Origin of the sequence: Actinoplanes sp. OR16 (assembly GCF_004001265.1) — a bacterium.
GTDB lineage: Bacteria > Actinomycetota > Actinomycetes > Mycobacteriales > Micromonosporaceae > Actinoplanes.
This window is the reverse complement of the sequence record NZ_AP019371.1, coordinates 5,882,159-5,908,572: the sequence shown is the minus strand read 5'-3', so window position 1 is coordinate 5,908,572 and position 26,414 is coordinate 5,882,159. Positions and strand designations below refer to the sequence as shown.

The window sequence follows — 26,414 nt, the reverse complement described above, 5'->3', positions numbered from 1 at the left end:
CATTCAGCGGCTGTCGGCCGAGCGACCGGGGGCGCCGGCCGGCATCGGGCGGTCGAAGTCCGGACATTCCGCGGCCTCGTCGAAGGTCCGCTGCACCTCGGCCTGGTACGCGGCCGGGAACTGCTGTTCGGCGAGGCCCTGCGGCACCCGCTCCCAGTAGAAGCGCGGCGGGCGCATCCGGATGCCGGGTTGCGACAGAACGTAGGTGAAGCAGTCGTACGCCTGACCGTCGTCCCCCCGGACGGTGAGGAACACGATGTCGAAGTCGTCGAAGTGGTCCTCGAGATGGGACTCGTCGACCTCGAAGACGATCCCCTGGGCCGCCTTGCCGTAGGTGCTGCGGTCCGCGAGGTGGCACCAGCCGCGGTCGGTGCGCTCGCCGGCGGCACGGAACTGGACCTGGTGGTTCGGCGCGGTCGCGTGCGTGACCTTCTTCGCCTCGGGCAGGTATTTCCGCAGCTCGGACTCGAGCAGGTAGGTGCAGTAGCCGAAGTAGTACATGAATGTGCTCCTTGGTATTTTGCTTCGTGCACCAAGATGTATACCGTCCGGTGTACGACACGTCCAGGGTGGAAAAGTCATCGGGAGGTAAAACTTGTTTCAGCGTCTGCATCACGTCTGCGTGGTCGTCGCCGACCTCGGCAGAGCCGTCGCCTACTACGAGAGTCTCGGCGTCGGGCCGTTCTTCGACTACCCCAAGGGCACGGCGTACATCGAGTTCGACGTCCCCAACCCGGCCGCCTCGGCGGCGATGCGCTACAAGTGCGCCGACCTGGACAACTTCCAGTTGCAGCTCTGCCAGCCGGGCGACCTCGACTCACCGCAGAAACGGTTCCTCGACTCCCGCGGTGAGGGCGTCTACCACCTCGGCTTCGAGGTCGCCGACCTGCTCACCGCACAGAACGCCGGCGCCGAGCTCGGGCTCGGCGTGATCGCCCGGGGGCTGCGGGCCGACGGCACCGGGTTCTGCTACTTCGACACCCGCGACGACGCCGGCGTGGTGCTGGAGGTGCGCCGGTAGGGCTCTCAAGCAGCGGCGATGTGCGCCGCCAGGATCCGCCAGCCGTCCTCGGTGTACGCCCAGGTGCGCGTGTAGCGCATCCGGGCGGTCATCGGCGTGCCTCCGAACGTGCCGGAGACGGTGCCGACGAAGAACGTGACTCCGGTCGTACCGGCGATCAGGTGGTCCAGCGACTCCTCGGTCAGGCTCTCGATCACCGAGCTGCCGGAGCGGTAGGCGCCCAGATCGTCCTGCTTGGTGTAACGGCCGCCGTCGGGTCCGATGGCGATCAGCCGGTCGTCCAGCAGGCGGTCGAGTTCCGCCAGGTCACCGCCGCGTTGCGCGTCCTTCAGCTGCTGTTCCGCGACCAGCAGTTCCGCCTCGAGATCTCCCATGTCTCCTATGTCTACACGACGACGTGCCGCCGCCCGCCGCACAACACATCGGCCACATCGCGCGTCGGAGAGGGCGAAGGGGGTTTGCCGATGGTGTTCGAGGATTTCGCGGCGGCGCGACTGCCCGCTCTGTCGCGCTATGCCGTGCTGCTCTGCGGTGATCGGGAGCAGGCACGTGATCTTGTACAGGAGGTGCTCGCGCGCGCCTTCCTGAAATGGCGGCGGGTCGCGGCGGCGGATGATCCTTATTCGTACGTCCGGCGCATGCTGACGAACGAGTACCTGTCATTCCTGCGGCGCCGCCGGTTGCCGACCGTCGCTGTCGATCACGACATGCTGGCGGCGCCGGCGCCCGCACCCGTCGACACCGACCTGTGGTCGCTGCTCGGCACACTGCCCCGGCAGCAGCGTGCCGTGATCGTGCTGCGCTACTACGAAGGACTCACCGACCCGGAGATCGCCGACGTGCTCGGCTGCCGGCCCGGCACCGTCCGCGGCTACGCCAGCCGGGCCCTCGCGGCCTTGCGTATCGAGCTCACCGACGTGGAGGTTCTGGCATGACGACCGTTTCCGATCTGCGCGAGACGCTTGATGCCCACGCCGGTGACGCGCTGCTCGACCCGGGGATGGTCGCCGGGGCTCGATCACGGGGGTTGCGCCTGCGACGCCGCCGCCGGCTCCTCGGTGGTACGGCGGCAGTGGCGCTCCTCGTCGCAGGAGTGCTCCCGTTCGTCCCGGACCGTCCGCCCACTCCCCCGGTCGTCGTCGCCCCGGTGCCCTACCGGGCCGTCACCGAGCTCACCGCGACCCTGGTCGACGGGTCCGATTTCGAGATCATGCGGCAGACCAGTGAGAACGGCCGGGAGACCGCGATGATCCGCAACCGCGCGGACGTGGTCTCGGAACGGCCCGGCGAGGACGGCAGGAACTTCGGCGGCGAGCTGGAGATCTTCGACCCGGGCCGCTACGACCCGGCGCCGATGCTGCGCGGCGAGACGGTGACGGTCGCCGGGCACGAGGCGTACTACCTGGCCGCCTCCACCTCCGTCGGCTGGGAGGATCCGTCCGGGGCGTGGGCCGTGCTGACCGGCGGTTCTCGCGCCGACGTCCTCGAGGTGGCGGCCGACGTCCGGATCGGGGAGCCGGCGCCGGCGCGAGCACCGTTCCGCCTGGGCTGGGTGCCGGGCGGGCTGCCGATCACCGGGCTGACGGTCTGGAGCGAGTCGGGGGCGACGGTCCGATGGGGTGACGTGCTGACCCTGCAGGCCGGTTCGCTCCCGAATCCGGACTGGCCGGCGATCAAGAAGGGCCTGCCGGAGGAGTGGGCGACCGGCGCCTACCGGATCTGGCACGCGGACCAGCCGAACGGGGTCTTCGAGGGGACCGACGGCAGCAACTCGGGGGTGGTCGCCGGGGACTGCCTGATCTACGTCACGGTGACCGATCGAGCGGTCGTGCCCCGGGCCGGCCTCGAGCGCCTGATCCGCGACATGACGGTCACCAGCTGCGAGGATCCGGGCACCTGGCAGCCGCTGACCTGACGGTTCGCGGTGCGGGTGGGGCTTCCCCCCGTACCGGGAAGGGTGGTTATGGTTTTCGGTCATGGGATTGTTCTCGGGTGGCGTGGCCGGTGCCGACGAGGTCCGGGCCCGGGCTGACCGGGCGCGGGCCAAGGCGGTGAAGGCGGGCATCGACGTGCGCGGCGCCCTCGGTGTGGGCCACATGGCCAACGGGGGCGCCAGCGTCTATCTGCTGGTGTTCCCGGATCGGCTGGAGCTGGTCAGTACCGGTCAGATGGGGTTCCGGACCGGCGCCGGACGCTCGGTGATCCCGCTGACGTCGATCTCCCGCGTCCGTTCCAAGAACCAGCTGCTGCGCGGGGCGCTGCTGATCGACGTGGACGGCGCCACTGTCGAGTTCACGACGGACAAGGCCGTGGCGCCCCTGCTGCGGGAGCTGATCGCATCGCGGCTGGCTGCCGGGCCCGTCGTGAATCCGCTGCTCAAGAACCTCGACGAACTGCACGCCGCGGGTCTGCTGACCGACGAGGAGTACGCCGCCAAGCGCGCCGGGCTGCTGTGATCCGGCGTTCTATGGTGGATCGATGACGGTCGAGTACATCAGGTACCGCATCGACGGGGACACCACGGAGTTCGAGCAGGCCTACGCCCGCGCCGCCGGCTATCTGGCGCGGGCGCCGCAGTGTGTCGACTACGAGCTGAGCCGGTGCGCCGAGGATCCGTCCGCCTACATCCTGAGGATCACCTGGACATCGGCGGACGACCATCTCCAGGGGTTCCGCGGCGGCGATCTGTTCCCCGGATTCCTCACCGAGATCAGGGGATACATTCCGGCCATCGAGGAGATGCGCCACTACGAGCCGACATCCGTCCGGGGGCTCGGCCGGTCGGTGCCGACGCTGTACGCGTGGGCCGGCGGCGCGGAGGCGTTCGAGCGGCTGACCGAGCGGTTCTACGAGAAGGTGGTCGCCGACGAGGTGGTCGGGCCGCTCTTCGCGCAGATGGATTCCGGTCATCCGCGGCATGTCGCGATGTGGCTGGCCGAGGTCTTCGGCGGGCCCGCGCAGTACTCCGATGAGCGCGGCGGCTACGCGCACATGCTCGGGCACCACCTCGGCAAGGCGATCACCGAGCGGCAGCGGCGGCAGTGGGTGAACCTGCTGATCGACGCCGCCGACGAGGTCGGGCTCCCGGACGACCCGGAGTTCCGGGCGGCGTTCCTGGGCTACATCGAGTGGGGGACGCGGCTGGCGCTGGCGAACTCGCAGCCCGGGGCCACGCCGCCGGGTGAGGCGCCGGTGCCGCGATGGGGCTGGGGAGTGGCGCCGCCGTACACCGGCTAGTTTCTCGATCATGGATTTGGTGACGGGCTTCGCCGCCGGGCTCCTGATCGCGATGGTGACGTCGCCGGTCGGGGTGTCCGGGGCGGTGTTCCTGCTGCCCGTGCAGCTCAGCGTCCTGGGCGTGCCCAATCCCGCCGTCACGCCGACGAACCTGCTGTTCAACGTGGTGTCCGGGCCGGGCGCGCTGGTCCGGTACCGCAGCGCCGGGCAGCTGACCGGCCCGCTCGCCCGGCTCCTCATCGCCGGTACCGTGCCCGGCGTCGTCCTCGGCGCGATCATCCGGGTCTTCGCGATCCCCGGACCGCAGGTGTTCCGGCTGGTCGCGGCCGCGGTGCTGCTGCCACTCGGACTCTGGCTGGCCGCCCGCGCGGCCCGGCCCGGTGCCGCCGACCGTCCCCCGCTCGCCCGCCGGACCGTCCTCGGGCTCAGCGTCGTGGTCGGCACCGTCGGCGGTGTCTACGGCATCGGCGGCGGCTCGCTGCTCGGCCCGATCCTCGCCGGCCGCGGCACCCCGATGACAGTGATCGCGCCGGCCGCCCTGGCCTCCACGTTCGTCACCTCGATCGTCGGGGCGGGCACGTTCGGGGTGCTCGCGTACTTCTCCGACGGCGACATCGCGCCGCTGTGGCTGCTCGGCGTGTGCTGCGGACTCGGCGGCCTGGCCGGCGGGTATGCCGGCGCTCGCCTGCAGCCCTACCTGCCCGAGCGGGCGCTGCGGCTGCTTCTCGGCGTGCTCGCCTGCGGGCTGGGCTGCCTCTATGTCGTACAGGCGGTCGTCTGAGCGCGGCTCAGTTCCCCCGCGGGCCAGACGATAGGAGAGTCGTGGCTCAACGTCCTGGTCTGGTCGGCAACCTCAGCGTCCGTACCAATCTCGCCCTGCTCGTCGCCCTCACCGGCATCGTCGCCGTCGCGGTCGGCACCATCAGCCTCGTCCGGATGTCGCAGGTCGCCGACAGCGGCCGCGAGATCTACACCGACGCGCTGGTGCCGTCGCGCGACGTCGCCGTCATCCGGGAGAAGGTCTGGAACTACCGGTTCGAGATCCTGACCGCCACGACCGCCACCACGGCCGCTCTCAAGACCGCGGCTCAGGACCGGGCCACCGCCGCATCGGACGCCCTGGACGCGGCGATCGCGTCCTACGGCGGGCGGGACCTCGACGACGAGCAGCGGGCCGCCATCGACGGGTTCAGCACGGCCTGGACCGAGTACGGCGAGCTGCGGGAGAAGGCCGGCGAGCTGCAGGCCGCCGGCGACCTGACCGGCTTCGACGAGATCCGCACCAACGAGATCCCCGCGAAGATCACCGAGGCGCTGGCCAGCCTGGACGCCCTCGACGCCGCCAGCGACTCAGCCGCCACCGACGCTCTCGCCACCGCCGACGACGAGTACGCCAGCGCCCGCATGATGGTCATCGCCGTCCTGGTGATCGGCCTGCTCGTCGCGACGGCCCTCGCCGTCCTCATCGCCAACAGCGTGATCAGGCCGCTGCGGCAGTTCCGCGACGTGCTGCACGCGGTCGCAGACGGCGATCTGACCCGGCGGACCCAGATCGAGAACCGCAACGAGTTCGGCGACATGGGATCGGCGCTCAATCAGGCCACCGAACAGATGCGCACGGCCGTCGGCACCCTCGCCGCCAGCGGCAACGCCCTCGCGGGACGGGCCGGTGAGCTCCAGGACGCGTCCCGCACGCTGGCCGGCGGCGCCGACCGCACCTCCGGTGAGGTCAGCTCGATCGGCGGCGCGGTCACCGAGGTCAACTCCCGGGTCGGCGCCGTCGCGACCGGCGCCGAGGAGATGGGCGCCTCCATCCGGGAGATCGCTGTCTCGGCCGCCGAGGCCGCCAGCGTCGCCCAGGAGGCCGTCATCGCGTCCAGCACCGCCGAGGATCTGATGGCCCGGCTCGGCCGCTCCTCCGCGGAGATCGGCAACGTGGTCAAGGTGATCACCGCGATCGCCGAGCAGACCAACCTGCTCGCCCTCAACGCGACGATCGAAGCGGCCCGCGCCGGTGAGAGCGGCAAGGGCTTCGCCGTCGTCGCCGGTGAGGTGAAGGACCTCGCCCAGGAGACGACGAAGGCCACCGAGGACATCAGCAAGCGGGTCGCGGCCATCCAGGCGGACACCGGCACCGCAGTCGAGTCGATCTCGCAGATCGGCGAGATCATCGGGCGGATCAACGAGTTCCAGACGACCATCGCGTCGGCAGTGGAGGAGCAGAGCGCCGTCACCAGCGGAATGGCCGCCGACCTGACCGCCGCCGCGGACGGCGCCAACCAGATCGGCTCCGGGATCACGCAGGTCGTGGACGTGGCCGAGGAGAACCGGAAGGGCGCTTACGCCACGCACGAGGCGGCGGCCGAGCTGACCCGGTTGTCGGACGATCTGCAGGGTGTGGTGCGGACTTTCCGGTACTGACCACCTTCACGGACTCCCCTTCCTCTCCTGACCGCGTGCCCCCGTGGCCGCGGGCAGGCCGGGCTAGTGGCCGGACAGTTGCGGCTTGAAGCGGGCCCGGGCCGCTTCCCTGTTCACCTCGTGGATCCTCACCTCACCCCGGTCGGCGGTCGTCGCCTCCCTCCGGTGGTGGCCGCCCCGGTTCGCCCGGCCGTCCTCGTCGCCGGGCCTCGCCAGTGGAGCCAGCGCCGCCAGGATGATCAGCGAGGCGAACGGCAGCATGTCGAGGTCGATGGTGATCGCGGCGATGCCGGCGCCGAACAGCAGCGGGCTCCAGACCGGCAGCCGGCGGGCCGCCACCAGCAGGCCGAGCAGCACCAGCATCCCGAGGGGGAACAGCGCCGAACCGCCCGACTCCAGCACGTCCGGCAGCGGCGCCGCCTCACGGAACCGGTCCGACAGATCACCGGCGATGACCCAGAGGAAGCAGCCGATGCCGAAGAGGGCCGCTGCCACGGCGACCGCGCCCGTCCGCCTCGCCCAGGTCGGCGTCAACGGCCGCATCGCGACGGCGAGAACGCCGAACAGCACCATCGCCACGAAGAACGCCACGTGCCCGGCGTCCCAGGCGAGACCGTTGCCCCGGTCACCGTCCAGGCCGTCGATGAACCGCAGCACCCCGTAACCGAACATGAGGGCCGGCGCGGTGATCGCGGTCCGGCGGACGATGACGTTTTTCGATGACATGAGCTGACCGTATTGCCGCCGGACGCTTACTTTGCACCGGTGCAATCCCTGCCTGTCCCCCTAGTAGTCCCCACCTCAACCCCTAAGGCGTCCTAGGAACCTAGTTTCGTCGGTGTGCGGCGCGTGACAGCCTTCGGCCGCCCGCTCGGATACGGTCACGTGTCCAGGCGCCATCGGAACGAGGAAACGGCAATGACATCCACCGCTCTCCCCGCTGACAGCCACGTGCACAGCGAGTTCTCCTGGGACGCGCCGCGCGGCGACATGGAACGCACCTGCGCCCGTGCCGTTCAGGTGGGACTGCCGGTCGTCGCGTTCACCGAGCACCTCGACCACACGGCCTGGCCGGCGCCCACCGAGGGCCCGTACGCCAGCGCCGCCCTGACCGAGGCCGCCGACGCGGACGGGCTGGTCACGCCGCCGGCGTTCGACGCCGAGGGGTACTTCGCCGCGATCGAGCGCTGCCGGGAGCTCTTCCCGACCCTGAAGATCATGACCGGGCTGGAGGTCGGCGAGCCGCACTGGCACGCCGACGCCGTCGCCGGGGTGCTGCGGCAGGGCCCGTTCGAGCGGGTGATCGGCTCGCTGCACTGCCTGCCGCACAACGGCGGGTTCGCCGAGCCGTTCGGCATCTACCCGGATCGGCCGGCCGACGCGGTGGTCCGGGACTACCTGCTGGAGATCCCGAACCTGGTCAAGGGCAGCGACGTCTTCGAGGTCCTGACACACATCGACTACCCGATCCGGCACTGGCCCGGTCCCCAGCGGTTCGACGCGCGCCACTTCGAGGAGGAGTTCCGGCACGCCCTGCGCGCCACCGCCGAGTCCGGGCGGGCACTGGAGATCAACACGCGGCTCGGCTTCGACCGGCTGATCCTCACGTGGTGGCACGAGGAGGGCGGGGACGCGGTGAGCTTCGGGAGTGACGCGCACTATCCGGAAGCGGTCGCGAACGGTCTGCGTGAGGCCGCGGACATGGCTTCGGCCTGCGGTTTCCGGGCGGGGCGCCGGGCGTACGAACTATGGGGCCGGGTCGACTGACCTCCCGAGATATCCGGCGGGCGTGGCGACCACCGCATAGCCCGCCGCCACGGCGCCCACCGCGGTCCAGGCCGTGATCGGCGGCGTCCCCTCGTCGCCGCAGACCGTCGCCAGACCCCTGGCCAGGCACCAGTACGCCGTGGTCGCCGGCGCGCGCTCCCCCGTATTCCGCGAGATCGCCACACCGCGGACCACGATCGCGCCGGCCGTCACGCCGACCGGGCCTCGCAGCGGCGCCGACCAGTGGGCTTTCCCGGTCAGCGGGTCGAAGCGTTCGATGCGACCGGCGCGGCAGCGGATCTCGGGCGTGCCCGGCGGGAGGCCGCAGTCGGTCAGCACGCCGGGAGCCGTCCAGAGCAGGCGGCCGTCTGCCGCGGAGAGGCCCGCGCTGCCGGTACGGGTCGCGCCGGACCAGACGCCGCCGAACTCCGTCCAGCCGGTCGTCCCGGCGTCGGCACGGCTGACGCCAGCCGGCTCGGGACGGGTGGGCGCGCTTGGCTCAGGACCGCGGGGCGCGCTCGGCGCGGGACCGATGGGCGCGCTCGGCGCGGGACGGCTGGGCGCGCTCGGCTCGAGATCGCGGGGCGCGCCCGGCTCGGGGCGGCTGATCGCGCCTGGGTCGGGGCGCCGCCAGAGGACCTTGCCGTCGCGGATGAGGGTTATGTCGGTTCCGATTCTGATCAGGCCCTCGCCGGGGATGCCGTCGGCGGACGGGACGAAGGCGCCGCTGATCAGATCCAGTCGGTAGCCGTGGGCCGCCTCTTCCGGCTCGGGCGCGGCCGTCACGCAGACGGCGCGGTTCTCGAAGCAGCTTTCCGGCGTACCAGAAAAGATCATGGAGGGGCTGCGCTGGATCTGCCGTCCGGTTCGCGGGTCGGCGACGACCAGGCTCGCATAGCCGGGGCCGAAACCCTCCGCCGGCTCGCGGTAGACGATCCACCGGCCTGCGCGGACCGGCGCCTCCCGGTGCGCCTCGGCCTCCGCCTCCCAGAGAAGACCGCCACTCGCCGGGTTACGGGCCTGGAGGTAGGTTCGCTGGTCACGGCGTACGTATCCGATGACGGTGGCGTCGGCTCCGATCGGCTGGCCGAGGGGTTCCAGGCCACTCACGGACCAGTTCGCGCCGACCTCTTCCGCCTTCGCGGGCTGCGGTGTGGCGAGGATCAGGGCCGCGAGCGCGGCGAGGGCCAGCTTCGGCGCCATGTTTCCTCCGATGTGCCGTCGTTTCGCCGATGTACGGCCTCTGAGCCGCGAACCAGTATGCAAGGCGCAATCCGTACAATCGCGCATTTGCACGCCTTGTCCGCCTTCTGTTCTCGCAGGTGGGCAGCTATTCCTATCAGTTTGATAGGAGTGCTATGCTCGCGTCTTCCAACACCCCGGGGAGTGAGGCACCGTGACCGCCCTGACCGAACAGGCCGCCGCCGCGCTCATCGCCGACGGCGCCTTCTCGCCCGGACTGCCCGGGTTCGTCGGGATCGCCGTGGATCTGCTCCTCGATCCGGCGAGCGCCCCCACCGGCCGCCGCCCGCTGCGACACGGCTTCCTCGACGCACGCTCACCGCGCGTGATGGTCGTGAGCGGTCCGCCCTCCCCCGGCCTCGAAGTGGCCCTGCGCCGCATGGCCGACGATCTGGCCGCTTCCACGCGTCTCGTGGAGCAGCACCGGCTGACCGTTCTTGACCAGGCCACCGACACCGTCCACCCGGATGGTCCGGAGCATGCGCTGCGCACCGCGACGGCCGGCGTCCGGATCGGGCTGGAGGCGGGCGTCGAAGGCGATCGCGGAATGACGGCGCCGCGGGCGGGGGAAGCCGGCGATCGTGGAGCGTTGGGGCTGGAGCGGCGGTGGGCTCTCGCGCACACGCTTGCTCCGGTGCTCGCGGCGGCTTTCGCCAACGCGCCGCTGCGGCACGGGCGGCCTACCGGGTGGCGGAGTGTGCGGCAGGCGCTGCGACGGGACCTTCCGGTCGCGCCGATGCCGGGTCCGGCGCGGGAGAGCTGGGCCGCGTACGTGCTCCAGGCCCGCACCGCGACCGGCCGCAGCCTGCGTGAGGCTCTCCAGTCCGGCGCTCGCCTGACCGAGACTGATCTGCAGCGGCACATCGCGTCGCTCCGCCCGCCGGTGGCAGCGCGCGGTCATCTGGAACTTGACGCCGCCGACCGTCAGCCGGGGAACGCCTGGCGCCTCCCGGCCACCGTCGCCGCGATGCTGCTCGATGATCCGCGGGCGTCGGACGAGGCGTGGGCGGCCACCTCGCACCTGGTCGACGAGCCGCGGTTGTGGGAACGGGCGGCGCGGTCGGCGCTGACCGATCCGGTGCTGGCCGCGGCGGCCCGGGAGTGTTTCGTGGCGGCTTACGCGGCTCTGGCGCGGCAGGGCGCGGGCCGCGAACTGCGGGACGCGGTGGCGGAGTTCACCGAACGGTACGTGCACCGCGGCCGCTGCCCCGCCGACGACGTCCTCGACCAGGTGACCGCCCGGCCGTAGGGCGCTCATCGAGCTGTGACCCGTTGCTGCCGAGTCACCCGCCGGGCAGCGACGGGTCACAGCCGGTTCGGGCGGAGCCGGTGGGCGCCGGCCGCGGCCAGGGTCTCGAGGAGGCGTTGTTCGGCGGGACCCGGGTCGCCGGGTGCGGGGTAGTGCACCGACAACACTCCGATCAGCCGGGCCTCGGCGTCGAGGAGGGGGATCGAGCGCACCGCCCGTACCCCCGCTCGCAAGACGATCTCCTGCTCGGGTCGCCCCTCGAAGATCGCGCTGCACGCCACATCGCGCACCTGAACGGTGCGACCCGTCGCGAAAGCGACGCCGCACGCGGAATCGTCGCCGCGGACGAGCGCGAAATGCTCCAGGAACTCCGGCTCGAAACCGAACTGCGCGACGATCCGCAGCCCTCCCGAGACCGGGTCGACGAGCTGTACGTTGCCCTTCGTGGCGTGACTCAGCGTGAGCGCGGCCTCCAGAAGCGCGGACGCGATCGCGGCCTGCGCGTCGCGCAGCGAGTCAGTCAGCCGGTCGATCCGGGACAGCGTCTCCGACCAGCGCACGTGAAGATCGTTCTGAAGGGCGGAACCCCATCGGCGAGCCCGGGCGTCGCGGCTCTCCGTGACGAGTTCGCGGGATCGTGACGAGATCGCGGTCGCTGTCGCGCACGTCTGCCACGCGGCCTCCAGCAGTTCCTGCGCGATGTCGACGGCGGATCGCCCACCCACCCCTCTGTGGTATCACAATCGGACCGTGGCAGGGTGATCGTCATGCGTATCTCGATCTGGCCCGGAGCCGGCCAACCCTACGGTGACGTGCTCGAGGCGGCTCGCCACGCGTCCGAGACCGGCTGGCACGGCGTCTGGATCGCCGATCACTTCATGCCGAACGACGGCACCGGCGCCGACCCGCTGCATCCCGTGCTGGAGGCCGGTTCGCTGGTGGCGGCGATAGGCGCGGTGGTGCCGCGGGTACGGATCGGCACGCTGGTGTACGGCAACACGTACCGTCACCCCGCGGTCCTCGCCAACATGGCCGCGACCGTCGATCACGTCACCCGTGGTCGCTTCACGCTCGGTGTCGGCGCCGGCTGGCAGATCAACGAGCACGAGCAGTACGGCATCGAGCTCTCCACGATCGGCAAGCGCATCGATCGATTCGTCGAGGCGCTCCTGGTGATCAAGGGTCTGCTGCGCACGCCGCGCACCACGGTCGACGGTTCCTACTACCAGCTGAAGGACGCCGTCTGCGAACCCAAACCGCTCCAGGATCCGCTGCCGATCATGATCGGTGCGAAGGGTGAGCAGCGCATGCTCCGCGTCGTCGCCGAGCACGCCGACATGTGGAACACCTGGGGCCGGCCGGATCTGATCAAGCACAAGTCGTCCGTTCTGGATCAGCACTGCGCCGACGCGGGCCGCAACCCCGCCGACATCGTCCGCACCGCCCAGGCCCTGACCGTGGTCGACGGCGACATCCCGCCGGACCTCTCGATGCCGGTGATCGGAGGCTCCCGCAAACAGTTGCAGAAAGATCTGGCCGCCTACCAGGAGGCCGGCGTGGACGAGCTGATCATCCCGGACGGCCTGCTCGGAACCGGTGCCGCCAAGTTCCGGGCGATGGACACCCTGCGCGCCCTGGTACACGCCGACTCCTAGATCCGCGGGGATTTCCGGTCAAGGGCGGAGGCGAGGGCGACGGTACGGCGGCAGTCCGTCCACGCGATCCAGGCCGTTCGCCAGCGCGGGGAGGGTGTGTCCGTTCCTGATCGGCGGGCGCGCAGCTGGGACCTCAGCCAGCCGGGGGCGGCGGACTCCTCGATCGCACGGCTCTTCGTGAGGAGGTCGCCGGTGGTGAGCGCGTGGCGGCCACGGGCCATCGAGGTGAGGCCGAGATCGGCGATCTCCGGGTCGAGCCAGATCCACGGGCGGCGGGCAGCCCAGGACCAGTAACCGGTCAATTCGGCGTGGGCGGCCGCCCGTACCGCATCGGGGGTATAAGCCGGAAGCAAGGCGCCCGGCTCGCGCCCCAGGAGGGCGAAACCGTGGCGCGCCAGCTCGGCGCGGGTGACGCCGGAGAGGATGCGCCGCACCAGCCGGCCATGGGTCCAGGTGGGGTGCTCAGCGGCCTCGTCGGCGAGCCGGGACCCGTCCACGTAGACGCAGCCGAGCTTCAGGCCCTCGGCCTTCCCCTGGTCGAGACGGGTGTGCAGGGCGACCAGCGCGGCCTCGCGCCCGGCGGTGACCGGACCCGCGGTGATCGCCACGAGGTCGAGGTCGCTGACACCGGGCCGGTAGTCACCGGTCGCCAGCGAACCCGCCACCAGCAGGTCGGTCACCCAGCTCAGGGCGGCGAGCTCGCCGGCGAACACATCGACGGCTTCCGGCCGGGCGGTCATGACGGCAGTCTATGCGGCGACCACCTTCCCGGCCCGCGTTCCGAGGCGGCCGCGCGTGCTGACGATCAGGACCACGGCGGCGATTCCGGCGCCGACCGGATCGTGGACGTCAGCGATCTCGTCTCGGCGCTGCGGCGGGTGCTCGCGGTGCTCACCTACCTGCGGGAGGAGGATTTCCAGGGACGGATCAGGTCGCCGGTGGTCTCGCCGTCCGGTGAGCCGACCAGGCAGTGCATGAGCGGGGTCTTGCCGGCGGGGATCGGCCACGCGGAGCGCTTCCAGCCCTTCGTCGACGCCGGGTCCTTGCTGCGCTCGGCCAGGTCGGCGGTGGTGCAGGCGGCGGCCATGTCGGGGCTTTCGATCGGGTCGTCCTCGTCGACGATGATCTCGTACGCGGGACCGGGCACTGCTTGGAAGGTCTGCCAGTAGTGGGGCTCCGCGCAGTCCAGGCGTCGAGGTGGTGCGGCCTTCCCGCTGACGATGACCGGGCCGCTCCAGCACATCGGTTCGGTGGGGCAGAAGGCGTCGTCGCAGAGGCTGAAGCCTGCGGGGGCGGTTTTGGGGGCGCCGCCGCCCGTCGTGGCCTTGCTCGCGGTGGTGCCGCCGGTCGTGCCGGTTCGGGTGTTCTCGACTGCCAGGTTCCAGGTGATGGCGGCTCCGGCCAGCAGGACTATCGCGGCGGCTACGGCCAGGAGGGCTCGGTGGCGCTTGGCAGATGGCGCGGCTTCCGGTGCCGGTGCCGGGGCCGAGGAAGGGGACAGGGCCGGGGACGCCTGGATCGCTGCTGCTGACAGGGCTGCCGCTGATGGCCAGCGATCGCGGGGGTCGGTGGCCAGGGCTCGGGCCACGACGTCACGGACGGGAGCGGGGAGGGTGACCTTGATGGTGCGCGGGGAGGACTGGAGGCGCTGCAGGGCTACGGCGTAGGGGTTGTCGCCGGTGAAGGGGCGTTCGCCGGCCAGGCACTCGTAGGCGACCAGGCCCAGGGCGTAGATGTCGCTCGCCGGGCCGGCCGGCTCTCCCCTGACCTGCTCCGGAGAGAGATAGCTGGGGGTGCCCAGGATCGCGCCGGAGGCGGTGAGCAGGCTCGCGTCCTCGTGCCGGGCGATGCCGAAGTCGGTGATCACCACGGTGCCGTCCCGGCGGAGCAGCAGGTTCGCCGGTTTGATGTCGCGGTGCACGAGTCCCTGATCGTGCACCGCTTGCAGGCCGGTCGCGGTGTCCGCCACCAGGCGCATCGTGGCTTCCGGGGTCAGCCGGCCTTCGCGGGCGAGCCGCTGGGACAGGGACTCGCCGTCGACGAACTCCATCACCAGGTACGCGACGCCGTGACTGGTTCCGTAGTCGTGGATGGACGCCACCGCCGGATGGTTCAGCCGGGCCATCGCCGTGGCCTCGGACGCGAAGCGCCGCGCGAAGTCCGGGTCCCGGGCCACTTCGGGGAGCATGGCCTTCACGGCGACGGTACGGCGGAGGACGTCGTCGACGGCCAGCCACACCTCACCCATGCCGCCCGCGCCGAGGCGCTGCCGGAGGTTGTAGCGGTCGCCGAGCCGGGCACCAGGGCGCAGATCCACGGCGGACAGCTTAGGGCCCGGTCCACGGCGAGCCGCGCGGCGGGAGCCTCCTCCATCGAGTGAGAAGAGGCTCCTTCAGCGATCAGCCCACCAGGAGCTGCGCCCGCAGCGAGCGGAGGTCCTTCGCGCTCAGACCGAGACCCTGGCGGAGGTACGCGTCGAAGGTCCCGTACTTCGCGGTCACCTCGTCGAATCCGGAGCGCAGGTACGACTCGCGGACGTCCAGCACGGCCTTGTACCCGGGACGGATCGCCTCGGGGACGGCGGCCAGGGTGGCGGCGTTGGAGGCGGCCAGGTACGTGTTGCTGAGCAGGTAGTCCTGGAAGACCGTCTGCTCCGGGACGCCGAGCGCGGTCAGCAGGGCGGCGCTGGCCCAGCCGGTGCGGTCCTTGCCGGCGGTGCAGTGGTAGACGACGTTCGCGGCCTTCGGGTCGGCGGCCGTGGTGAAGAACGTGCGGTACGCGGCCCGGCCCGGCTCGGCGGAGACGAACGCCTTCTCGCCGGCCTCCATCATCGCGACGCCGCCGGCCTCGGTGGTGAGGTCGATGCCGCCGGTGCCGACGTCGGAGGTGCCGATGACGTTGGCGTGGATGTAGGCGACGCCGGCCGGCAGCTTGTCGGGCGACGCGGCCACCTCGGAGTCGGTGCGGAAGTCGATGTCGGTGCGGATGCCGAGACGCTTCAGCTTCGCCTGGTCGGCGGTGGTGAGCTTGCCGAGATCGTTGGCGCGGTAGAGCACGCCCATCCGCACCCACCGGCCGTCCGCGGTGCGGTAACCGCCGGCGTCGCGGAAGTTCGGGGCCGAGGCCAGGTGCAGCGAGCGGTCGGCGAGGGTGAGCGACTCGCCGCGGTCCGGCACGAGCTCGAACCACCAGCGGTCGGCGGCGCCGAGACCGGAGACGGTCACGGTGGCCTTCGCGGCGCCCTTCGCCACGGCGCGCCGGTGGGCGATGCGGTTCTGGTCGGTGCCGGCGTAGACGCTCACCGAGCGGGCGCCGGTGGCGGCCCACGCGATCGTGAACGTGCCGTCGGCGTTCTGGGTCACCGTGGCCGCGGTGAACGGGATCTGGTGCCGGGTGGCCGGCTGGTGAACGCCGTGGCCGCCGTGGTTGCCGCTGTGGCCGCCGGCGAGGGCGGGGGTGCCTGCGGCGAGGCCGCTGCTGAGGGCGATGGCGCAGGCGGCACAGGTGGCGGCGAGGCGCTTGTTGATCAACTTCACGGGTACTTGGTACGGGGCCTGATCGAACAGCAGGCGACGTACGGGCCAGCATCACGTGACCGGGCGACGGAAAGTAAACGATGTTTACTTCGTGGGACGGGAGGACCGTGAACGTCTTCGTACTGGTAGGCGGATGGCCCGCCTCGGGCAAGACCACGCTGGGCCGGGCGCTCGCCACGGCGCTGGGGATCGCCTACCTCGCCAAGGACGACGTCAAGGAAGCGCTGATGGACGCACTCGGCGCGCCGGCGAGCGTGGAGCGGTCACGGGAACTCGGCGTGGCGGCGGTACACGCGGTGCTGCGGGTGGCGCGGGGGTGCCCGGGGGCGGTCGTGGACAGCACCTGGTTCCCGTACACGCTGCCGCTCGCCCGCGAACTGCCGGGGCGGTGCGTGGAGATCCGGTGCCGGGTTCCGGTGGAGGTGGCCCGGGAGCGGTATCGGCGCCGGGTCCGGGACGCGCGGCACCTCGATCGGCTGCGCGGGGAGGACGAGCTGTGGGGCGCGGAGGTGGCGGCACTCGGGGTGGGGCCGCTCATCGAGGTGGACACCGGCGGGGCGGTCGACGTCGCGGCACTGGCCGGTCAGGTGCTGGCTGCCGCGTAGAGGGTCAGCACGTCGTCGCGCATCGGGCCACCGTCCCGCGGGGAAGGCGGAGAAAGGGCCGCCGCTGCGGGAGCGGCGGCCCTGGAGCGATCCTCGGCGCCGGGAGTTCCCCGGTCTTCGGAGAACGCGTCTACTGCGCGCTCTGCCGGGCGCCGGCCGGCGCGCTGCCGATCAGCGCCATCAGGGAGTCGAACATGTCGTCCACCGGGGGCTCGCAGAGGCCGGTGACGGCCAGGGCCTGGCGGACCGGGCCACTGGCGCCCACCACCTCGTAGCCGACGCCGCCGCGCAGCGCCCGGGTGTAGCCGACCAGCAGGACTTCGATGCATTCGCTGCCGATCGAGGCGGCTCCAGCCATGTCGATCACCACGGTTCCCCGGCCGGCGCGGTCGAACGCACGGCGCAGGGAGCGGCGGAGCTCCGGGTGGGCCGCGCGGCCGAAATCGCCGGCCATCGCCAGGCGGATCGCCGAGCGGCCGTCGCGGGTGATCACACAACGCGCTTCTTCCATGGGAGTGGGTGTATCCGGGGCATGTGTACGGATGCCGAACACCAGGTAAGGCCTGCACGCCGAACGGCACTGAGCTGGGCTTTCAACTTTTGGGTTGACAGGTGACCCGGGCCACCTCTACGGTTCCTTTAAACCGAGAAGTTGAAAGAGGGCGGGACTGATGCCGGCGGACATGCTGACCCTGGTCTTCTCCGCGCTCGCCGATCCGACCCGCCGCGACATGGTGGCCCGGCTCGCCGAGGGCGATGCGACGGTGAACCAGCTGGCCGAGCCGTACCGGATGTCGCTGCAGGCGGTCTACAAGCACCTGAAGGTGCTGGAGGACGCCGGCGTCGTCAGCCGGCCGCCGGGACCACAACCACGGGTGGTGCGCCTGGAGACGGAGGTCTTCGACGAGATGGGCGCCTGGATCGAGCTGTACCGGGAGCGGGCCGAGCGGCGCTACCGCCGCCTGGACGCCCTGCTGGAGAGCATGAAGACCGAGGAGAGGGAGAGGGACGACCATGAGCGAGATCGTTGAGGCGGCCATCGAGGCCGACCCGAAGCTGCCGATCATCCACATCACGCGCGACTTCGACGCCACGCCCGAGCAGCTGTTCCGGGCGCACACCGACCCGGATCTCTTCATGCAGTGGAACGGGCCGGACGCGGTGGATAACAAGATCGACTACTGGGACGCGCGGACCGGCGGGAGCTGGCGCTGGGTCTCCACCGCGAAGGACGACAGCGGCCGGGAGTACGCCTTCCACGGCTGCTTCCACGAGGTACGGCCCGGCTTGATCGTGCAGACGTTCACCTGGGAGGGCATGCCCGACGCGGTATCGCTGGAGACCCTGCGGTTCGAGGACCTCGGCGACGGGCGGACCCGGCTGCGCGCGCAGTCGCTCTGTGACAGCTTCGAGGGCCGCGACGGGTGGCTGCAGAGCGGCATGGAGACCGGGGTGAACGAGGGGTACGCACGGCTCGAGCAGATGGCGCGGGAGGGCCGGATCTGAGCCCGCGGGAACCGGAGACGGGGTCGCGCCGCGGGAACGGGATCGGGCGTGCCACTGCGGCGGCGCGGTTCGTGCGGGACGGATCACGGGGGCGCAAGGGGACGGCCGCTCGCCCGGCGGGAGCGGCCGTTCACCTCGTACAAGAAATGCTATTTGAAGAGATCGTCGAAGACGGCGCCCCGGTCGAACTGCAGCGCATGGGCCCGCGCCCGTGCCTCGAGCTCCAGCTTCTCCTCCGGCGGCATCTCCAGGATCACGCGGTCCAGGGCGTCCGCGAGCGCTCCGATGTCGCCCGCCTCCACGATGATCGCGGCGTCGCCCACCGCCTCGCCGGTGCCGCCCGTCAGCGTCGTGATGATCGGGCCGCCGCCCGCGAGCGCCTTCTCGGCGAGGGCGATGCCGAACGTCTCGACGAAGTCCGGCTCCGGCTTGGTGGGCAGCGCGTAGGCGGCACAACCCGCCATGAGCAGCGGTTTCTCGTCGTCGTCGACGTCGGTGAGGAAGATGATCCGGTCGTCCTCCTTCGCCATGGCCTGCACGTGCTCCAGGGCCGGACCGGTGCCGGCGACCACCAGCGTGACGTCCTCGCGAGCGCGCATCTGGCCGAATGCGATCACCAGGTCGTAGATGCCCTTGGCCCGGGCGACGCGGGACAGGAAGAGGATGTACTTGCCGCGCTTCAGGTCCCGCTTGGCGAGAGCCTCCTCGATCGCGTCGTCGGTCAGATGATCGAAAGCGGACGCGTCGATCGGCGGGTAGCTCACCGTCACCCGCTGGCGGCACTGGGCCGCGAACGTCGTGCCGCAGTGCGCGTCCACCTCCTGAGCCGACGCGATGATCTCGTCGCGGGTGTACTCGGAGACCGCCACCACCTCGTCGCTGGCGAGGAACTGGGTGAGCAGCACCGTCGCCGCGCCGAACCGGCCCTCCCGCAGGCAGGAGCGGATCACGTTCGTGACGTCGGAGCCGACCGCCTTGGCGATCGTGTGCACGTCCGGGTCGAACCCGGCGGCACGGGCCGCGGCCACCGCGTCGTTGATCACCTGGGTGTGCGGGACCAGGTACATGGAGAGGCAGACGGTCGGCACGGGCTCGCTGAGCAGCTCGACCAGGCGGCCGGTCAGCCCGGCGATGTGCCGGCCGTCCGGGACGCGGTAGTCGCCGACCGATTCCGGTCGTTCCACGGTGATGCCGGGGCTGTACGGAAGGAGCCGATCGAGGGGCTTCAGCGGCAGGCCGGCCGCCTGCAGCGTCGGAATCGGCCAGGTGAGCAACCGGACGTCGTCGAAACCACGGGTCAGGGCCACCTCGGCGAGGTTGCGCGCCTCGCCGGAGTGTCCGCAGATGACCGGGTCGGCGCGGACCGCGATGACCAAGCGGCGGGTCGGTCGACTCATGACGAATCCTTCAGGGGTGGTGGTGTGAGAGGGACGGCGGACGGGACCCCTGACCCCAGGTGGAGGGTTCGGGGCCGAGCCGCAGATGCAGCCGGCCGCCTTGATGGACGGTGGCCGCGGTCAGATGCGTCGTGTGCAGCGGCCGGCCGTTGAGGGTGGCGGACTGCACGTACTGAACAGGCGGGTCACGCTCGATGCCGTCGACACCGATCGGCGTCTCGTGGTGCCCGCTGGTCTCGATGACGAACTCGCCGCCCTCGACCTTGAGCTTCGCGTGGCCGAACGCGGGGGCGTTCACCAGGAACAGGTTCTGGCCGGCGACCGGGAACAGGCCCAGTGACGCCCAGACGTACCAGGAGCTCAGGCCGCCGGAGTCGTCGTTGCCCGGCAGACCACCGGGTCCGGTGCCGAACTGCCAGGTCAGCGCGGCGTGCACGACCTCGGCGGTACGGTCCGGGCGACCCGCGTAGTGGTAGGCCCAGGGGGCTTCCATGTCCGGTTCGTTGTTCAGGCCCTCGAAGCGGTTCAGGGCGTAGCCGGCCGCCATCTCGACCGGTGACGGGCAGCGGCCGGGCTGCTTCACCGGGTCGGCGCCGTAGCCGAAGAACCGGTCCAGCTTGTCGATGAAGCCGGAGTCGCCGCCGGCCAGCTCGATCCGCGCGGCCATGTCGTGGATCAGGCGGAACGAGTAGTTCCACTTGCCGCCCTCGTAGAACTCCGAGTCGCGCAGCAGCCCGGTCGCCGGGTCGAAGGCGTTCACCCAGTCCCGGCTGCGGCGCTCCAGATCGTTCGCCAGCCGGTGGTCGTTCAGCGCACGCGCCACCTTGGCGGTGCAGTGGTGCGCGTACGCGAGGTCCAGCGTGTGCGTGATCGGGTGCACGACGCCGTGCTCCCAGAAGTCCTCGCCGTAGAGCCGGCGCAGGTCGTCGACCATGTGCACGAGCGCCCACGTCCAGTCGATGCCCGGCCGTTTCAGCGCGTGCACGTCCGCGAGCGCGGTGTGCGCGAGGGCGCTGGCCTGCCGGAAGAACCGGTCGGCGCCGCGGGCCATCCGGTAGCCGATCGGGAAGTTGCCCTCCTCCTCGCACACCCGGATGAGCGATTCCAGCAGGTCGCCGGCCCGGTCCGGGGCGATCGCGGAGAGCAGCGGCAGCTGGGTCTTGTAGATGTCCCACATGGTGCAGATGTCGAAGGCGTACGGGCCGCTGTTGGGCCACATCGGGCTCTCGTCCTCGGCGATGCACGGCTTGATCAGCGAGTGGTAGAGCGCTGTCGCCATGACGGTCCGGCGGGCCGGGGTGCCGCCGTCCACCTGCACCCGGCCGAGGTGATCCCGCCACCGGGCCTTGGTCCGCGCCCGGACCGCCTCGAAACCGCCGGCACACTCGCGCTCCAGGTTGGCCCGGGCCTGCTCGGCGCCGCGCAGCGAGAAGCCGAGGCGGACCTCGATGGTCTGCCCCGCCCGGGCCGGGCCCATGAAGAGCATGCCGAACGGCCGCAGCGTGGTGTGCCGGATGCTGTCGAAGTCGAGCCGGGTGCCGCCGGGGATGAGCCGCCGGTCGTACCAGAGCATCTGCCGCCAGCCGGGGCTGTCGACCTCGACGTGCACGGAGAGCGGGACGCCCTCCATCACGACGGTGCCCTGCGCCCGGCCGTGCCCCATGCTCTCGGCCTGGGCGCGCAGCGGCACGGTCCGGCCGAGGTCGACGGCCAGGCCGCCGCAGGACAGGTCGATCACCACGCGGGCGCTGTCGTTGTCCGGGAAGGTGTAGCGGTGCACCGCTACCTTCTCCCCCACGGTGATCTCGCAGCGCACGCCGGTGTCCAGGTTCGCGGCGTAGTACCCCGCCTCGGCCCGCTCGTCCTCCAGCGGCCAGGACTGGCCGAGGTCGTCGAGGGGCTGGACCATCGGGGTGACCCGGACGTAGTTGTAGTACTTCCTGATCGCGCCGGTCCCGGACTGCTGGAAGTGGGTGAACCCACTGGCCTGCAGCCGGTCGAACATCTCCTCCGGCACGCCCTCGGTGTTCTTGGCGTACCTGCCGTATCCGGTCGGGTACGCCCCCGAGTACGCGCAGGCCGAGACCATGCCGAAGGGCGAGGTGGCGCCCGGGTGGGTGTTACCCACCTGTGGTTTGGGCCACCACCACGTGGCGGCGAGACCGTGTGCGCGAGGCAGATCGGTGGCCGCGATGCCGATGAAAGGATCTACGTTGTCAAGGATGGCCGGACTCTAACCGGCCAGTGCCCGCCCGGTGGTTTCGTTCAGGTGAACTCCACCGAAGGAGGAACCCGACGAGATCATCTTGTCGAACTCCGGCGCCGGCAGCGGCTTGCTGATCAGGTAGCCCTGGATCGCCGGGCAGCCGGCAGCGCACAGCGCCTCCCAGTCGGAGAGCTCCTCGACACCCTCGGCGATCGTGGACATGCCCAGCGACTGGGCGAGCCACAGCACGGCCGAGATGATCGACGCCTTACGGGCGTCGTCGGCGAGGCCGGCCACGAACGACCGGTCCAGCTTCACGATGTCGGCCGGCAGCGACTTGAGCCAGGTCAGCGAGCTGTACCCGGTGCCGAAGTCGTCCAGGGCGACGCGGACGCCGAGCTGCTTGAGCAGGGCGAGGCGCTCGCTGACGTCGACCGTCGACGAGATCAGGGCGGTCTCGGTGACCTCCAGGACGAGACGGGACGGGTCGAGGTGCGGGTACTCGGCGAGCAGCGCCGCCACCTTCGGGACGAAGTCCGCCTCGGCGAGCTGGCGCGGGCTCACGTTCACCGACACGTAGCCGAGCCGGTTCGACCAGTGCTGCAGGTGCTCGACCGCCGAGCGCAGCACGTGCTCGCCGAGCGGCACGATCAGGCCGGTCTCCTCGGCGGCGCCGATGAAGTGGCCGGGCGCGAGCACGTTGCCCTGCTCGGTGCGCATCCGGACCAGCGCCTCGGCGCCGATGATCTGCCCGGTCACGGTGGAGACGACCGGCTGGAACCAGAGCGGCAGCGAGTACCGCGGGTCTTGGCTCAGCGCACGGCGCAGGCGGGTCTCCGCGGCGATCCGCTCCTGGACCGGGATCCGCAGATCGTCGGTGTAGACCTGGAGACGGTTGCCGCCGGCACGCTTCGCGGCGTACATGGCGGTGTCGGCGGCCAGGACGACGTCGTCGACGCCGGCCGGGCCGAACGTCGTGGTGACGCCGATGCTGAGCGACACCGGGATGCCACCGAGCGGCTCGGTGAGCGACGCCAGGATGCTGTTGCCCACGCGCAGGCCGCTGCCGGACGGGCCGGCCAGCGCGACCACGAACTCGTCGCCACCGAGCCGGGCGATCAGCGCGCCGTCCGGCACGACCCGGCCCAGCCGGACCGCGAGAGCGCGCAGTACGTCGTCGCCGGTGGTGTGCCCGGAGCCGTCGTTGATCGACTTGAAGCGGTCCACGTCCAGGTAGATGACGCTGACCGGCTCGGCGCTCTCGGTGAGCATGGCGGCGAGGTCGTGCTCGAAGGCCTTGCGGGACAGCAGGCCGGTCAGCGCGTCGTGCCGGACCTGGTGGCGCAGCTCCGCCTCGTGGTCGCGGGTCGCGGTCACGTCGAAGCAGTGCACGTAGATGAGCCGGAGCTGGTCGTTGCGGTCGTAGAGGCCGGTGCCGTGCACCTGCACCCAGATCGTCCGGCCGTCGTCGAGACGGCGGTACTGGCGGGTGATGGTGCGCGACTCGTGGCTCTCGGACATCAGGCCGAGCATCGCCGGCTCGTCGGGGTTCACCGGCACGAGCGGGATGTCCCGCAGGTGGAAGCCGGCCGGCAGCTCGTCGGGCAGGCCCAGCCACTCGCGGTAGGCCGCGTTGGTCCGCATGAACAGGCCGTCCGGGGAGAAGATCGCCATCGGTACGGGCGTCTGGTCGAACGCGACGCTGAGCTGCGCCTGGCTCTCGTCCAGGTTCTCCCGCGCCCGGTCCTCCTCGACCTCGGTGAGACGCCAGGAGACGACCTGGAAACCGGCGGCGCACAGCACCGCGGAACCGTGCAGCAGCGCCCAGACCAGCGGGTGCGCCACGGCCGAGTCGTGGTCGTAGGTGTGGTCGCTGAACAGCGTCCCGAACACGCCGTGGTGCAGCGTGGTCGCCACCAGGAACGCGCCGAACGGCGCCCAGTCCCGGTAGAGGGCCAGCGCGCCCACCGCGATGAAGAACGTGAAGTGCGCCTCGGTGAGGCCGTGCGCCAGCGACACGAAACCGCCGCACGCCGCGGTGTAGCCGAGCGCCACGAAGACCGAGCGCAGCCGGCGGGAACGCGGCAGGGTGGCCGCGATCAGGCACGGCAGCACCAGTCCGACGGTGAGCAGCAGCGCGGGGATGTGCTCCTCGTTCTGCAGCACGCCGAACACGATCAGCGCCACCATGATGACGGCGAGCAGCACCGTCAGCAGCCGGTGCCGGCCCGCCCAGTCCTCGTCGCGCAGCCCACCACCGGCCGGAAGCCGGTCGCGCAGCCACTTCATCCACGTCGCCACACGAGAATGATCGGCCGGAGGCCCTTGCGGGACAGTGACTTCCCGGTAGCGGATCAGTAGCTTCGCAGGGCTTCCAGGATCCGGTCGATGTCCTCGTCGGTGCTGCCGAGACCGAAACTGATCCTCAGCAGGCCCGGGGCCGTGCCACAGGCACCGGATTCCGACGCCCCGGTCAGGCGGCGGACCAGCGGGTGGGCGCAGAACTGGCCGGCCCGCACGCCGATGCCGTGCTCCCGGGCGAGCTTCTGCGCCAGGCCGGCCGGGTCGTCCACCGCGATCGACACGATGCCGACGCGGGGGTGCTCCGGGCCGAACAGGCTCACCTCGCGGACCGTGTCCGGCAGGCCGTCCCGCAGCCGCGTGAGCAGGCGCTGCTCCTCGGCGTGCAGCGCGTCCCGGTCCGCCTGGAGCAGCGCTTCGCAGACCGCGGCGATCGCGACGGCGCCGAGCAGGTTCGGGGTTCCGCCCTCGTGCCGGGCCGGGCCCGCTGCCCACTCCAGCTCACCGGGGCGGTCACCCACGGAGGCGCTGGCGCCACCCCCGCGGAGGTACGGGTCGGCAGCATCCAGCCAATCCGATCGCCCGGCCAGGACTCCCGCGCCGAAGGGGGCATACAACTTGTGTCCGGAGAAGGCGATGTAGTCGGCGTTTCTCAGGTCGATGGGACGGTGCGGCGCGAGTTGGGCAGCGTCGACGGCGACTCTCGCTTGGTAGCGGTGGGCCAGGTCGGCGATCTCCTCGATCGGCCAGACCTCGCCGGTGACGTTGGAGGCGCCGGTGACGGTGACCAGTGCCGGGCTCAACGTGTTCTCGAGTGCTTCTTCGAGGGATCGCAGGGCCTCGGCCGGCGTGCTCGGCGCGGGCAGGCGCACCTGGTTCGGCCAGGGCAGCAGGTTGGCGTGGTGCTCGCCGTCGAAGACGATGGTCGTGGTGCCGGCGGGCAGCGCGCGGGCCAGCAGGTTGAGCGCGTCGGTGGTGTTCCGCGTGAAGATCACTTCGTGCTCGGGGCCGGCGCCGACGAACTCGGCGACCACGTCCCGGGCCAGCTCGTAGGCGATGGTCGAGGCGGCCGAGCGTACGCCCGTGCCCCGATGCACACTGCCGTAGCGCGGCAGCAGATCGCCCACCGCCCGGGCCGCGGCGGTCACGCAGGGTGCCGAGGCGGCGTAGTCCAGGTGCGCGAAGCGGACGGACTCACCGGTGGGCAGCTCGACCTTCAGGTCGTCGCCGACGATGTCAAGGGACATGGATGCGCCTCTCATGGCTCGCGCTTGCCGTGGCGGGATCGCACACGGCCCGGTCCTCACCCGGGGCACCCCATCGCGAACGCAAGGGTTGCCGGCCAGCAAGCCGGGGCTTTCTGCTGGCACTCATGACCTGTAGATCAAGCTACCAGCCAGTCCAACCGCCCCACCCACCACCCGTGAACGGACTGAAGACCTCCCTGCATTTCCCATGCAACAAGTAGGAGTTACGGTGGGGGTATGACGACCTTGTTTCAACAGCAGTGGGACGAGTGGCACGCCGCGCACGAGAAGCGGCGGGCCGATCCGCACGGGTTCCTCGCCATCACCGGGCTGCACTGGCTCGACTCGTCCCCGATCAGCTTCGCGGACGCTCCCGGATCCTGGAGCACCGGGCCGGACGGCGTAGTCGTCGATCTGGGAACGGACTCGCTGCTCGTCGACGACTCGCCGGTCACCGGGGTCCACCGATTCGATCCGATTCCCGAGCGCTCCGACATCACGGCACGCTGGGGTGACATCGCTGTCGAGATCGCTCGGCGAGGCGGCTACGACGTGGTGCGGCCCCGGAACCCCGCCAGTCCGGTGCTGGCGGCCTACACCGGGACACCGGCGTACGCGGCGGACGAGAAGTGGGTCATCTCCGGGACTTTCGTGCCGTATCCGGCACCGACCCCCATTCCCGTCGGGTCGGTGTCCGAGGGCATCGAGCACGTGTACGAGTCGCCCGGGACCGTCACGTTCGAGATCGGCGGAGTGCCGCTGTCGCTGATCGTCTTCAACGGGTCGGCGCCGGGTTCGCTGTTCGCTCTCTTCACCGACGAGACTTCGGGCCTCACCACGTACGCCGCGAACCGCAGCCTGTTCATCTCCCCGCCGGGACCCGGCGGTTCCGTGACGCTCGACTTCAACCGGGCCACCAACCTGCCGTGCGCCTACACCGAGTTCGCCACCTGCCCGCTGCCGCCCGCCGGGAACAGATTGCCGGTCGCCATCGAGGCCGGCGAGCAGAAGCCGCGCTAGTTTG

27 protein-coding genes and 1 riboswitch are annotated in these 26,414 nt (G+C 71.1%); of the genes, 14 read left to right on the top strand and 13 right to left on the bottom strand.

Annotated elements, in window-relative coordinates; all coding sequences use genetic code 11:
• Nucleotides 1-3: 3 nt before the first annotated feature.
• A complete protein-coding gene (locus EP757_RS26985) occupies nucleotides 4-501 on the bottom strand; it encodes a gamma-glutamylcyclotransferase (protein WP_127550597.1) in 498 nt (165 codons plus the stop codon).
• A gap of 94 nt (nucleotides 502-595) precedes the next feature.
• On the opposite strand from EP757_RS26985, the gene EP757_RS26980 reads away from it, so the two are divergent.
• Nucleotides 596-1,021 (top strand): VOC family protein, encoded by a 426-nt coding sequence (locus EP757_RS26980; protein WP_127550595.1) that lies wholly within the window; start codon nucleotides 596-598, stop codon nucleotides 1,019-1,021.
• 5 nt (nucleotides 1,022-1,026) lie between these two features.
• Here EP757_RS26980 and EP757_RS26975 read toward each other — a convergent pair whose 3' ends face one another.
• The gene (locus EP757_RS26975; RefSeq protein ID WP_127550593.1) at nucleotides 1,027-1,395 is read right to left on the bottom strand and encodes a nuclear transport factor 2 family protein; all 369 of its coding nucleotides are present in this window, start codon (nucleotides 1,393-1,395) and stop codon (nucleotides 1,027-1,029) included.
• Between the two features lie 90 nt (nucleotides 1,396-1,485).
• Between EP757_RS26975 and EP757_RS26970 the strand changes: the two genes are divergently transcribed.
• The 6 genes from EP757_RS26970 to EP757_RS26945 all read left to right on the top strand — a co-directional run bounded on the left by EP757_RS26970 (nucleotide 1,486) and on the right by EP757_RS26945 (nucleotide 6,679).
• Nucleotides 1,486-1,956, top strand: coding sequence for a SigE family RNA polymerase sigma factor (locus tag EP757_RS26970; RefSeq protein WP_127550591.1), 471 nt, complete (start codon nucleotides 1,486-1,488; stop codon nucleotides 1,954-1,956).
• Nucleotides 1,953-2,936 carry a hypothetical protein gene (locus tag EP757_RS26965; protein WP_127550589.1) on the top strand — a complete coding sequence of 328 codons (984 nt, stop codon included), beginning with the start codon at nucleotides 1,953-1,955 and terminating at the stop codon, nucleotides 2,934-2,936. The genes EP757_RS26970 and EP757_RS26965 overlap by 4 nt, the downstream gene beginning before the upstream one ends.
• Nucleotides 2,937-2,997: 61 nt before the next feature.
• The gene (locus EP757_RS26960; RefSeq protein ID WP_127550587.1) at nucleotides 2,998-3,477 is read left to right on the top strand and encodes an SHOCT domain-containing protein; all 480 of its coding nucleotides are present in this window, start codon (nucleotides 2,998-3,000) and stop codon (nucleotides 3,475-3,477) included.
• Between the two features lie 22 nt (nucleotides 3,478-3,499).
• Nucleotides 3,500-4,258, top strand: coding sequence for a group II truncated hemoglobin (locus tag EP757_RS26955; protein WP_127550585.1), 759 nt, complete (start codon nucleotides 3,500-3,502; stop codon nucleotides 4,256-4,258).
• A gap of 10 nt (nucleotides 4,259-4,268) precedes the next feature.
• Complete coding sequence (locus EP757_RS26950) at nucleotides 4,269-5,039, top strand: sulfite exporter TauE/SafE family protein (RefSeq protein WP_127550583.1); 771 nt, start codon at nucleotides 4,269-4,271, stop codon at nucleotides 5,037-5,039.
• A 41-nt stretch (nucleotides 5,040-5,080) separates the two neighbouring features.
• Complete coding sequence (locus tag EP757_RS26945) at nucleotides 5,081-6,679, top strand: methyl-accepting chemotaxis protein (protein ID WP_160165896.1); 1,599 nt, start codon at nucleotides 5,081-5,083, stop codon at nucleotides 6,677-6,679.
• Between the two features lie 63 nt (nucleotides 6,680-6,742).
• On the opposite strand, the gene EP757_RS26940 is transcribed toward EP757_RS26945, so the two are convergent.
• On the bottom strand, nucleotides 6,743-7,405 hold the full coding sequence (locus tag EP757_RS26940; RefSeq protein ID WP_197725387.1) for a hypothetical protein: 663 nt from the start codon (nucleotides 7,403-7,405) through the stop codon (nucleotides 6,743-6,745).
• Between the two features lie 192 nt (nucleotides 7,406-7,597).
• Between EP757_RS26940 and EP757_RS26935 the strand changes: the two genes are divergently transcribed.
• Nucleotides 7,598-8,446 (top strand): PHP domain-containing protein, encoded by an 849-nt coding sequence (locus EP757_RS26935; protein ID WP_127550579.1) that lies wholly within the window; start codon nucleotides 7,598-7,600, stop codon nucleotides 8,444-8,446.
• Here the strand turns inward: EP757_RS26935 and EP757_RS26930 are convergent.
• Nucleotides 8,426-9,649, bottom strand: coding sequence for a hypothetical protein (locus tag EP757_RS26930; RefSeq protein WP_160165895.1), 1,224 nt, complete (start codon nucleotides 9,647-9,649; stop codon nucleotides 8,426-8,428). The two genes, EP757_RS26935 and EP757_RS26930, sit on opposite strands and share 21 nt — an antisense overlap.
• A 193-nt stretch (nucleotides 9,650-9,842) precedes the next feature.
• Between EP757_RS26930 and EP757_RS44665 the strand changes: the two genes are divergently transcribed.
• Complete coding sequence (locus tag EP757_RS44665; RefSeq protein ID WP_127550575.1) at nucleotides 9,843-10,937, top strand: glutamate-cysteine ligase family protein; 1,095 nt, start codon at nucleotides 9,843-9,845, stop codon at nucleotides 10,935-10,937.
• 56 nt (nucleotides 10,938-10,993) lie between these two features.
• Here the strand turns inward: EP757_RS44665 and EP757_RS26920 are convergent, their stop codons facing one another.
• Complete coding sequence (locus tag EP757_RS26920; protein ID WP_127550573.1) at nucleotides 10,994-11,662, bottom strand: GAF domain-containing protein; 669 nt, start codon at nucleotides 11,660-11,662, stop codon at nucleotides 10,994-10,996.
• A 42-nt stretch (nucleotides 11,663-11,704) separates the two neighbouring features.
• Here EP757_RS26920 and EP757_RS26915 point away from each other — a divergent pair, with 42 nt between their 5' ends.
• Nucleotides 11,705-12,592 carry an LLM class flavin-dependent oxidoreductase gene (locus EP757_RS26915; RefSeq protein ID WP_127550571.1) on the top strand — a complete coding sequence of 296 codons (888 nt, stop codon included), beginning with the start codon at nucleotides 11,705-11,707 and terminating at the stop codon, nucleotides 12,590-12,592.
• Here EP757_RS26915 and EP757_RS26910 read toward each other — a convergent pair.
• The 3 genes from EP757_RS26910 to EP757_RS26900 all read right to left on the bottom strand — a co-directional run bounded on the left by EP757_RS26910 (nucleotide 12,589) and on the right by EP757_RS26900 (nucleotide 16,128).
• Nucleotides 12,589-13,332 (bottom strand): nucleotidyltransferase domain-containing protein, encoded by a 744-nt coding sequence (locus tag EP757_RS26910; RefSeq protein WP_127550569.1) that lies wholly within the window; start codon nucleotides 13,330-13,332, stop codon nucleotides 12,589-12,591. The two genes, EP757_RS26915 and EP757_RS26910, sit on opposite strands and share 4 nt — an antisense overlap.
• Nucleotides 13,333-13,487: 155 nt before the next feature.
• Nucleotides 13,488-14,909, bottom strand: coding sequence for a serine/threonine-protein kinase (locus EP757_RS26905; protein ID WP_127550567.1), 1,422 nt, complete (start codon nucleotides 14,907-14,909; stop codon nucleotides 13,488-13,490).
• Nucleotides 14,910-14,991: 82 nt separating this feature from the next.
• Entirely contained in the window at nucleotides 14,992-16,128 is a 1,137-nt protein-coding gene (locus EP757_RS26900) for a tyrosine-protein phosphatase (protein ID WP_127550565.1), read from the bottom strand.
• Between the two features lie 107 nt (nucleotides 16,129-16,235).
• Here EP757_RS26900 and EP757_RS26895 point away from each other — a divergent pair, with 107 nt between their 5' ends.
• On the top strand, nucleotides 16,236-16,733 hold the full coding sequence (locus tag EP757_RS26895) for an AAA family ATPase (protein ID WP_197725386.1): 498 nt from the start codon (nucleotides 16,236-16,238) through the stop codon (nucleotides 16,731-16,733).
• 130 nt (nucleotides 16,734-16,863) lie between these two features.
• Here the strand turns inward: EP757_RS26895 and EP757_RS26890 are convergent, their stop codons facing one another.
• Nucleotides 16,864-17,244 carry an STAS domain-containing protein gene (locus EP757_RS26890; RefSeq protein ID WP_127550561.1) on the bottom strand — a complete coding sequence of 127 codons (381 nt, stop codon included), beginning with the start codon at nucleotides 17,242-17,244 and terminating at the stop codon, nucleotides 16,864-16,866.
• A 160-nt stretch (nucleotides 17,245-17,404) separates the two neighbouring features.
• Between EP757_RS26890 and EP757_RS26885 the strand changes: the two genes are divergently transcribed.
• Together EP757_RS26885 and EP757_RS26880 are read left to right on the top strand one after the other, a co-directional pair.
• Nucleotides 17,405-17,764 carry a helix-turn-helix transcriptional regulator gene (locus EP757_RS26885; RefSeq protein WP_127550559.1) on the top strand — a complete coding sequence of 120 codons (360 nt, stop codon included), beginning with the start codon at nucleotides 17,405-17,407 and terminating at the stop codon, nucleotides 17,762-17,764.
• On the top strand, nucleotides 17,748-18,239 hold the full coding sequence (locus EP757_RS26880) for an SRPBCC family protein (protein WP_127550557.1): 492 nt from the start codon (nucleotides 17,748-17,750) through the stop codon (nucleotides 18,237-18,239). Before EP757_RS26885 ends, EP757_RS26880 begins: the two co-directional genes overlap by 17 nt.
• Nucleotides 18,240-18,388: 149 nt before the next feature.
• Here the strand turns inward: EP757_RS26880 and EP757_RS26875 are convergent, their stop codons facing one another.
• From EP757_RS26875 to EP757_RS26860, 4 genes are read right to left on the bottom strand one after another with little or no spacing between them, the layout of a single operon-like run.
• Nucleotides 18,389-19,636, bottom strand: a complete 1,248-nt coding sequence (locus tag EP757_RS26875; protein ID WP_127550555.1) for a glycosyltransferase — start codon at nucleotides 19,634-19,636, stop codon at nucleotides 18,389-18,391.
• A 10-nt stretch (nucleotides 19,637-19,646) separates the two neighbouring features.
• The gene (locus EP757_RS26870) at nucleotides 19,647-21,836 is read right to left on the bottom strand and encodes a glycoside hydrolase domain-containing protein (RefSeq protein WP_255435712.1); all 2,190 of its coding nucleotides are present in this window, start codon (nucleotides 21,834-21,836) and stop codon (nucleotides 19,647-19,649) included.
• A 33-nt stretch (nucleotides 21,837-21,869) separates the two neighbouring features.
• Nucleotides 21,870-24,143 (bottom strand): bifunctional diguanylate cyclase/phosphodiesterase, encoded by a 2,274-nt coding sequence (locus EP757_RS26865; RefSeq protein WP_232050023.1) that lies wholly within the window; start codon nucleotides 24,141-24,143, stop codon nucleotides 21,870-21,872.
• A gap of 53 nt (nucleotides 24,144-24,196) precedes the next feature.
• Nucleotides 24,197-25,390 carry an aminotransferase class V-fold PLP-dependent enzyme gene (locus EP757_RS26860; protein WP_127550553.1) on the bottom strand — a complete coding sequence of 398 codons (1,194 nt, stop codon included), beginning with the start codon at nucleotides 25,388-25,390 and terminating at the stop codon, nucleotides 24,197-24,199.
• A 15-nt stretch (nucleotides 25,391-25,405) separates the two neighbouring features.
• Nucleotides 25,406-25,521, bottom strand: a riboswitch (SAM riboswitch).
• A 106-nt stretch (nucleotides 25,522-25,627) separates the two neighbouring features.
• Between EP757_RS26860 and EP757_RS26855 the strand changes: the two genes are divergently transcribed.
• The gene (locus tag EP757_RS26855) at nucleotides 25,628-26,410 is read left to right on the top strand and encodes a DUF1684 domain-containing protein (protein ID WP_127550551.1); all 783 of its coding nucleotides are present in this window, start codon (nucleotides 25,628-25,630) and stop codon (nucleotides 26,408-26,410) included.
• Nucleotides 26,411-26,414 lie beyond the last annotated feature (4 nt).